This is a genomic window from Pontiella sp. (assembly GCF_041622395.1).
GTDB lineage: Bacteria > Verrucomicrobiota > Kiritimatiellia > Kiritimatiellales > Pontiellaceae > Pontiella.
This window is the reverse complement of sequence record NZ_JBFJYW010000145.1, coordinates 1-9,456: the sequence shown is the minus strand read 5'-3', so window position 1 is coordinate 9,456 and position 9,456 is coordinate 1. Positions and strand designations below refer to the sequence as shown.

The 9,456-nt window shown below is 58.2% G+C and carries 2 protein-coding genes and 1 pseudogene; all 3 read right to left on the bottom strand.

From position 1 onward, the window contains the following. Positions 1-1,937 (bottom strand): annotated as a pseudogene (locus tag ABYO54_RS09645) (hypothetical protein); the annotation flags it as partial. Between the two features lie 334 nt (positions 1,938-2,271). Continuing rightward, positions 2,272-6,207 carry an autotransporter-associated beta strand repeat-containing protein gene (locus ABYO54_RS09640; RefSeq protein ID WP_372808042.1) on the bottom strand — a complete coding sequence of 1,312 codons (3,936 nt, stop codon included), beginning with the start codon at positions 6,205-6,207 and terminating at the stop codon, positions 2,272-2,274. Positions 6,208-6,397: 190 nt separating this feature from the next. Beyond that, positions 6,398-8,719 (bottom strand): hypothetical protein, encoded by a 2,322-nt coding sequence (locus tag ABYO54_RS09635; RefSeq protein WP_372808041.1) that lies wholly within the window; start codon positions 8,717-8,719, stop codon positions 6,398-6,400. Positions 8,720-9,456: the final 737 nt, after the last annotated feature.

Sequence of the window (9,456 nt, the reverse complement as noted above, 5' to 3'; positions counted from 1 at the left end):
GTACCGCCCAAGAACTGGACGCCAACGGCCCATCCATCCGGCGCGGCTTCAAGCTGGGCATTGTTGAACAGCTGGAAACGGTTGCCGCTCAGGCCGACAAAATGGCCATTGTAACTCGGCCCGGCATCGGCGTGGATGATTTCATTGATTTCGAACGATGCGGTCAAGCTGCCGTATGCGGAGCCATTGATCGACGTGTCGCTCACGCATCCGAAGGCGTAGGGCTGGAAGTTCGTTGCGCTCACGGACGCTTCGCCGGTTTCATTGCTCCACGAATACGTGCCCCCGACCAAGACGTTTTGAAGCAGGCTGAAGCTTTCATTCAGGCCATCGTCGATGCCGTTGAACGTAGCATCGATCAGGTCGCTTTGTCCGCTCACCACTTCCCCGCCGGCCGACCAACCGAGTCCGTAACCGACATACAGCGTGTTATCAATAATTCTAAAGCCCCAGTCATTGGTCGTCGAACCCATGGAAGGATCGAACACCAGGCCGAAATCCGTCATGGTTCCTTCGCAAACCATCACGGGCCAGGAGCCGGCTTCGGACGCCCCGTCGATAAACGCGACATCCAAAACCGCCCCCGGAGCAAAGATTGCACTCGGCGTTCCCGCCGCGGCGGCGTCCGCGATCAGTATAGAAGCAACGCCGTTGGTGGACACGCCCACGCGAAGGGTTGACCCCGGATTCTGGTACCAGGCGCCGTCAATGTCGCCCTCCGAACCAATGCCGATTTCCGTTGCGCCGGCCCCCTGCACGCTGAAGGTTCCAGCGCCGCTTCCGTCGGCCAATCCCAAGTATATCCCGCCTGCGGTGCCGAGGGCGCCGCCGCTGATTTCAACCGTTCCAGCACCGCCGGCACCGGAACCCAGATAGATTGATGCATTGTCGCTGTTGCCCGAAAGCGTCAGCCGACCACCGGAAATATCCAGCAGGCCGGTTCCGCCAATACCGATTTCAAGATAGTCAATCTCATGGGTGCCGCCGGAGAGGTTGACCGTGCCCGTGTTCCCGGAGCCCGCTCCGATCTCGGAGGGGTAGGTGCTGTCCATCGTGGCCAGCAGGGCGGATCCGGACTGCAGATTCAAGGTGCCGGTACCCGCGGTACCGATGCGCACGGCAAGAACATCGTTGGGTGCGCTCGCCGCAAGGTCTGCCGTGTCGTTCAAAACCGCCACTTCGGTGCTCTTGGGATACGAACCCGAATCCCAGTTGCCCGCATTGGACCAGTCGCTGTCCACGGCGCCGGTGAAGTTGACTTCAGAGCCATACAGCTTACTCTCGAGCGAGGTGAAGGTGAAACCTGCCGCCTGGCTCGAGTCGGTCGTTCCAAAAAACACCAAGCCGTTGTTCACCGTAGTTCCATTGACCCAATCTTTTACGATATCCGTTATATCCAGAACCACTTCATTGATGGCATCTCCGGGATTTACCGTTTTAACATTGGCCAGCACCTGAATGCCGTAGGATCCCAGGTCCTGCCCCGCCGAATCGGCCGGAGAAACCCAGGTCGCCAGAGGATAGGATCCGGCGGTGTTACTCCACACCGCATTCGTGAAGGAATGAACAGGAGCCACCCGCACTTCCATATTGTTTAAGGTATTCAGCTGCTCGAGGTAATCCAGTGTCAGAATGGCCTGATAACCTGCCTGATTGACATACGCAGAATCCAGACCACTGAGGTCAAAGTTCACATAGGTCAGAATCTGCCGGTTGGTTTGCGTATCACCACTTCGCTCACGCGCAATAATATCAGACGCGGCGGTTAAGTTGGCTGCATCATCGATGGTGACCGAACCCACATCGTTACGGTCTGTCTGGTCATAGGAAACCATCACGACGGCATTGGTACTAGACTGGATCTGCGCCTGCGTCGAAATACCGGCCACCGTAACCGCTACGATGGCCGAGCCGATCATTCTTGCTTTGTTTTTCATCTCTCTGCTCCTGTTTTGCTCTCTCATCATCGTCTCCACGAAACGAACCTGCTCCGACCAGGCCCCGGGACCCGTTCAATTCAACCTCCTGCAGCGGTTAACGGCAAAGCCATGCCCCACTCAGAACGGAATAGTAATACCATGGAGAGACAAAACTCGCGACAGACGGATGGGTTACCTTGTTAAACGAACGCGTATTTTTCATCGTTCGGATGGCGTTAAGCCTAAGGATTTCGGATTTAAGCAGCGTTAACTTGGTAACCCAGAAAGCCGATACAAAGCGATAGACAAGGCGTGGAAAACATGGGCGGTTCGCGTGCGGAGGGGCACGGGCTCAATGCATGAGCTTCATGCGCAGGTAGCGGCTCCAGTGGTTTAGAATCGGCTCGGCGTCCTCCACCGTTACGGAACCGGTTGTATTTGAAGCGCCGTTGCTCGACCAGATTTGATCCCAACTTCCAACGACCAGATTGGTCTTGGCTTCCACCCAATAGGTCAGCGCCGGATCGGCGATGCGGTCGAAGGTGATGGTCAGCCTGGAGCCGTCGGCCGTGGTTCCGACGGAGGCGACCGCGTTGCTGTCAAAGACATTCGGATCGGAACCGGTGCCGTATTCGAGCAGGTTGTCGCGCGCATCGCCGTCGGGGTTGGCGGTGTTCGCGGCATCGCCCGCGTTGGCGTAGGTTCCGAATTTTTCAAAGCGCCACTCTTCGAGCGCCGTGTAGGGCTTCGGCTCGAAGTTCAGGAAGAGATCGCCACCCGATTCCGAAACGAAGAAAGAGCCGCCATCCGGGTCGTAGGCCGAAGCATCGACACTGAAGCTTTCCGCCGCAAAACCGGAGATACTTCCGGCCTCGGCAATCTTCCAGGCATTGGAAACGGCCGAGTCAAATCCCGGCGCACCAACCGGGAAGAGAATTTCGAAGGAATCGCCCACAAACGCCAGCGTACCGCCGATCTTCAACGCGCGGCTGAAGTTAACCTCAAATCCAGCCGTATCGTTTACGGTTACATCCCCCGTAATCGTACCCGTTCCCCCAAGCCGCCCCGCATTCACCACCGTGCCCGCCGAGTGGCTGCAGATTCCGTTCAACGCCAGCGTGGTTCCCGCACCGTTTTTGTTGAGCTGAAGGGTTCCGCCAATGGTGCCATCAAACGAGCTGTCTTCTGTTGTGGAAGCAATGTTTACCGTCTGCGTGGCGGCCGTGGAGGTCGCAGTGATTAGCCCGGTCGTTCCCCCGCCGAGCGATCCAATGTGGATACTATAGGCTCCGGTGTCGCTTTCGCTCCGGCCATTAATATCAATGGTTCCGTCAAGCAGCGTCGTATCGTCGGCCGCTTGGTTCAGGCCTGCGTTTCCGTTTTGAACCAGCCCCGCGCCCGCGGCAATGACGAGATCGTGACGCACCTTGTTCGCCCGCACCCGAATCCACCCATTCGAAATATAGGTCGCCCCGCCATAGGTATTGCCAACACCTTCCATGACGAGGGTCCCCGGCCCGGTTTTGGTTAGGCTGCCGGTTCCGGTAATCTTGCCGATCAACAACTGGTTGCCGGCAACACCGACGCCGATGGAGGTGTCGCCGGCCAGCGCGATGGATCCGCTACTGGAACTCAGCCGGGTCGAGTTGGCCACGGCGCCGTCGGAATAGAGGGCCCCCTGCCCGGCGGTCCCGGAGCCGGAAAGCACCAGCGCTTCGCCCTGCAACGCGAAGCCGGACGCCACCTCGAGCGTTCCGTTGCTGACGGTGGTTCCGCCGTCGCCGTCGGGCGAACCGCCAAGGGACTGCGCATCGTCGACCGCAATGGTTCCGCCGAAGACCGTGTAGGGCGGCGTCGGCAGAATCAGGTTGCCGTCGGTATCCCACTGTGCCCAACTGACGTTGGTGGAGTTGGGCGGATAGGTCCAGGTGTCCTCCACGAGGATGGCCCCCGGCACCAGCGTTTCTCCGGCATACTCGTTGCCGGAGCCTTTATTGATTACCCCGCCGGAGGAAACACCATCCACATTATCCACGGCGTTCGATCCGAAGACGAGAATCTGGCCGGTCCGGTTGGTGATGAAGTTGCCGGTGGTTGCGGCACCATAGTTTCCCGTCGAGAGTTCGTCGATATCCGCCGAGGGGCGGTGCCGCCATTCGCGCCAATTTTGCGACGTGTTCACATAGGCCGCATCGGAATAGACGCCGGGGGTGGCGGAGCTCGTCAGGGTAATTCGGTTATCCGCCCCGCTGATCAGAGCGATCGGCCAAACGCCGTGGCCGGGTTCGTCGCCGGTCAGTTCGACTTCATAGGTGGCCGGAACCTCGACGCCGTATTGGAAATAGATCAACGGCCCATTGAGAGCGTCGCCTTTGCACCCTTTATACAAGGTGGTCCCGTAGGCGCTGGAGCCAAAGCCCATTTCGCATTCATAGGCCTCGGTGTCGTAGACGTTGAGATAACCTTCGTGTGCGCCCATCGCCACGGCGTTGCGCATGCGCTCGACGCGGCAATTGGTGATGGTGATATTTTCAATCCATTGATTATAGCCGTTCGTTTCATAGTCGGAGTTGCCGTAGGACCGGAAGCCGCCCTCGTGCTTGGAAATGCGGATGTCGGCGGGGATGGGTTCCTTGTAGGTGGCGTGGCCCCACTCCTGGTATTCCGGATGGGCAATGATGTCGTCGCTGTCGGCCATTGCGTCGCCAAGCACCCGGCAGTTCTCGAAGTAAAGGTCGTGCGCGCCCTGTTGGAAAAAGATGCCGTGGCCGAAGCTGCGCATGTTCAGCGTCACGTTTTCAAAATTGCAGAACGCCGCGCCGCCCGTGAAGAGGATGCCGCTCTGCTTGCGGTGGGCAATCCAGGCCGAGTCGGTCACGCCGTCCGTATTGGGGCGAGAGCCCTTGCCGAAGGCATCGCCAAAGCCGTAGGGATAGGAGCCGCCGGAAGTAAACTCGCAGTTTTTCATCGTGAGATACGATCCCGTGATCCGAACCACCTGGCTCCGGCTATCCGCGCAAAACTCCTTTGGATAGCCGTAGGAGTCCGTACCGTTGTAGGCCAGCTTTTCCATCGAGAGCACCAGGCCTTCAATCACAATATTCGTGCCGCCGATGTTGAGCATCCGGACATCCGTCGATCCGCCATAGCCCGCCAACTCCGCCGTGTCCACTTTGATGTGCACGCCGCTCAGGTCGAAGATGTTGTTCGAGCCGCTGAATTCGATAAAGTGCGGCTCCGCCTCGCCGGCCATCCAGTAGGTTCCGGGCGCCATGGCGACGTCGACGTTGTTGGAGGCGGCATAGAGCCGCAAATCCGCAATGCTGTTCAAATCGTACTCGGTAATGGCCGGCCCGACGGCCGAGACCGTCAAAAGCCCGTTGGTGCCCGAGTTGTCTATATTGAAGGACCAGACGTTGGTGTCCACACCGGAGGCAAAGGCCAAGCCGTTGTCCACGATATTCGTGCCTTCCACTTCCATGACCGTCCACGTGCCGCCGTTGGTCATTCCATTATAGAACCCGACATCCAGCAGGGAACCGGCCTCGAAGGTCGCATAGGCTCCGCCGTCGCCTTCGTCGTCGTCGATCAGGATTTTGGCAACGCCGCCCGCGTCGATTCCAACGCGGAGCGTACCGCCGGCAGCCTGGTTCCAGTCGCCATCCCCCGTACCGATCGAACCAATCCCGATCCTGGAGGGACCGCTGCCCAGCACGCTGAAGGTTCCCCCATTTCCGATGCCGACACCGATACGGGAGGCGAAAGCCCCTCCGGTCATCTCGAAGAGTCCCGTCGCACTGCCTACGCCGATTTCGAGGGAACTTCCGCCCGGAACCCCCATCAACGAATTGCCGCCGCGCCCTATGGTCAAGTTACCACCGGCAAGATTATAGGTCCCGTTACCGGAACCACTGCCGCTGCCAACGAGGACGATGTGGCCGATTTCCCAGCTACCGCCGAAATGGTTGAGGGTGCCGATGCTATCGTTGCCCACATAATTACGCACCGTATTTCCAACCTGGCTGTCGCTATGGGTTCCGCCCGTAACGTTCAGCGTTGCTCCGCCCCGAACAAAGGTCCGGTCAACCGTAATATCCACCGAACGCTCGACCGTATAGGCTCCGTTAATGTCGCCCGTATTGTTCGTTGGAATCGCGTCGTTATTCCAGTTCAAGGCCGTCGAAAACTCGTTGTCCGCCCCTCCGCCATCCCAGGTTTCGGCCTGTACGGCGGCACAGAGCAGCAACGAACACCCATTGATCAGTAGCTTATAACCACGTGGTTTCATTCAGGTCCTTCGCGATGGCATTCATGCTTTGCCGATTAAAACAGAAAGACGATCGCTTTGGGGATGGCATCGTTCGCCGAATACCCCGTTGTCTTGGTTGATGGAAAAACGGAGATGACACCATGCCATCCCCGTCGTTTCCAGTCGTTCGTTGCCCGAAGCCAATTCCCCGGACAACGCGGATTTTCAATTACGGAGCAGTGGGCGCCGCGCCGGTTACGCCGATCTCAATGAACAAGGCATCGATCGAAGCCGGAACGCTGGAGGTCCATGAGGTGTAGCCGGCCTTGCCCTGAATGCCGGAAGCGGCAACACCTGAAGTACCGTGCACCAGGTTCAGGTTGGTAATGACGCTATACCACCGATCATCGAACGAAGGCCAGGTGACGACAAAATCACCGTTAGCCAGGTTTTCGCCGGAAGTGACTTTGAACACAGACGTTTTGTCCGTCGGGATCGTGCCGGCGACATATTCCTCCCACGTCAACAGACCATCGCCGTCGTTGTCGATTTCATCGTCGCCTACGGTCAGCCCATTCTCGATTAACCATGGGATCGGGGTTCCGTTGGCGGTTTCGCCATAGGCGATGGCCCAGAGCGTGTCGTTGGTGCCGTCGCTGTTTTCGTCTGTAACCGAGACGCTCCAGATGCTGGAATCAACGCCCGCAGCCAACGCGAGTTCATTGATTTGCAGCTGGCCCTCCCATTCCATGACCTTGAACGAGCCATAGTTCGTTACGCCCGGCATCCAGCCAAGATCGAGCAGCGCACCATCGTAGAAGTAGACGTCGCCGTCGAAGCCGGTGCCCGGGATGCCATCCATTTCTTCAATGACGATAGGTGTGATGCCTGTCTCGGTATCGTCGATACGAGCTTTGAGGATACTGCCCGAATACTGAAGCCATCTGCCATCGGTCGCATCGTTTTGAGTGCCGATTCCGATCGCCGTTGCATCGGAACCCTCGACACTGAAGATGCCGGTAGCGGCACCGCCCGAAGCGCCGAGCTGGACCCCTCCCCGGGTATAGATCCTTCCGCCGGCAACCGTCACGGTTCCCGTACTTCCGGAATTTACACCGACCTGTAGACTTAAATCCGCATATTGACGTGAAATGATGAGCGTACCGCCATTCAGGTTCAGATTGCCTTCGCCGCCATTGATGCCGAAACGGGCGGCATTGAGGGTCAGGGTCCCGTTGTTCACGTTCAGCGTACCTTTTCCGGCAGCACTGCCATATCCGAAATCCTGCCGGGACCCCGAAAGCGCATTGAAAGAAAGGGTGCCAGAGTTCATGTTCAGGGTACCCTGGCCACCATTGCCGACCCACAAGCCGTTATGTCCGGTGTTAACGGCTGTGCCGTCGTAATCGACCACATATTCCGTTCCGGGCTCTACTCCGGTCACTCCGCCGTTGCCAATGTGCCAAATATCGCTGTCGTAGGGGCCCCAGGTTGCCGGAATGGTTGCGGCGGTATCGAGCACCCAGTTGGTCGGGTTGTCGGAAGCGGAATCGCCGCCGGCACCGGTCCAGTAGATGGTTCGTCCCGGGGTCGGCGGACCCGTGATATCTCCACCCATCGGCCAGCCCAGGCCGTAACCAACGTAAAGAACGTTGTTGGAAACGATGTAGCCCCAGTCGTTGGTGTCAACCCCCGCGTCGAACACCATTCCCAGGTTGTTGAACGATCCGGCTGAACCGTCAAGCACCGCCCAGAAGTTGGTTTCCATGGCGCCATCGACAAACGAGACATCCAAGATCGATCCTTCATTCAAGATAACCGAGGGAGCAGCGGTGTCGCTCGCATCGGCACACACGATCGTCGACAACCCGTTGGTGGAGATGCCGACGCGAAGAACAGCATTGGACTGTTGATACCAACTGCCAACTCCGGCCCCGCCAACGCCTCCGTTGGTGATTTGGGAAGCTGCGCCGTAAACATGGAACACACCGCCGCCCTGAATCTCGGTTCCCGCACGGGTTCCGAGCACGGAATTGGTGACGTTCAGGGTTCCCAGGGTACCGATCTGAAGCGAGTTGTTGGGATTGCCCCACAAACTGGTTCCGCCGCGGGTAACACTGCATGTGCCTCCGCTCAGGTTTACCGTACCCGCTACGCCGGCACCAATACGAAGAATATGCTGCGGCTTGTATTCTCCGCCGCTCTGGTTCAGGTAGCTGTGGCCTGAGGTTTGACCAATGATATCCCGCACAGAACTTCCGACCGCGCTCCCTGACAGATACCCCCCGGTAATATTCAGGGTTGAGCCGCCTCTGACAATGTAACGATCAACGGTGTTCGTATAGCCATCCTGATAGATCACCGTGTCCGTTGTGGAAATGTAGGCGATATCATCGCCACCGGGAAGCGCATCGCCGGCCCAGTTAACCGGATTGGTCCAGACTCCATCCGAAGCGCCATTATCCCATTCAATTGAAGCCGCCTGCGCCGAAATACCGGCCACCGTAACCGCTACGATGGCCGAGCCGATCATTCTTGCTCTGTTTTTCATCTCTCTGCTCCTGTTTTGCTCTCTCATCATCGTCTCCACGAACCGAACCTGCTCCGACCAAGCCCCCGGAAACCGTTCAATTCAACCTCCTGCAGCGGTTACCGGCAAAGCCATGCCCCACTCAGAACGGGATAGAAATAATGGGGAGAGACCAAATGCGCGACAGACGGAAAAGTTACCTTGTTAAACAAACGCGTGTTTTTGCTCGTCCGAATGGCCTTAGGCCTAAGGTTTTATAGATTTAACGAACGTTAACTTGGTAACTCATAAAACCGATACCGAGCGGCAGACAAGGCGAGGAAAACAGGGGGCGTTCGCGCTCCGGGCAACCTGACACGATTCAGGCACCATCCTGCCGCGCCGTGCTTTCGGCGCAATTTTCATTCGAAAACATGCGTCCGGCGACGAGTCTTTGATGCACGCAAAGGCGCAGGGACTCGACGGTTCGCCAAACGTGAACCGCACGGCCGATGCGATCCGAAAAATCCGACCGAAAGCGAAGCGGTCGATCATTTCCGAAGGAAACAGGGTCGGAGGCCCGGGCATCGGCTGGCCGCTCTACCACACCGCGCGACACGCCGGCACCCGTACGACACGGTCCATTGCTTCCGGGTTCGCGGGCCCGAGGGGCAGCCCGAGGGGTCAGCCCGAGGGGTCAGTCCCGTAATCTAGTAATCGCCCTCAATCGCTCCCGCTTTTCAAGCAGGGCTTCGTCCGTGGTTTCATCGATTCTTTTG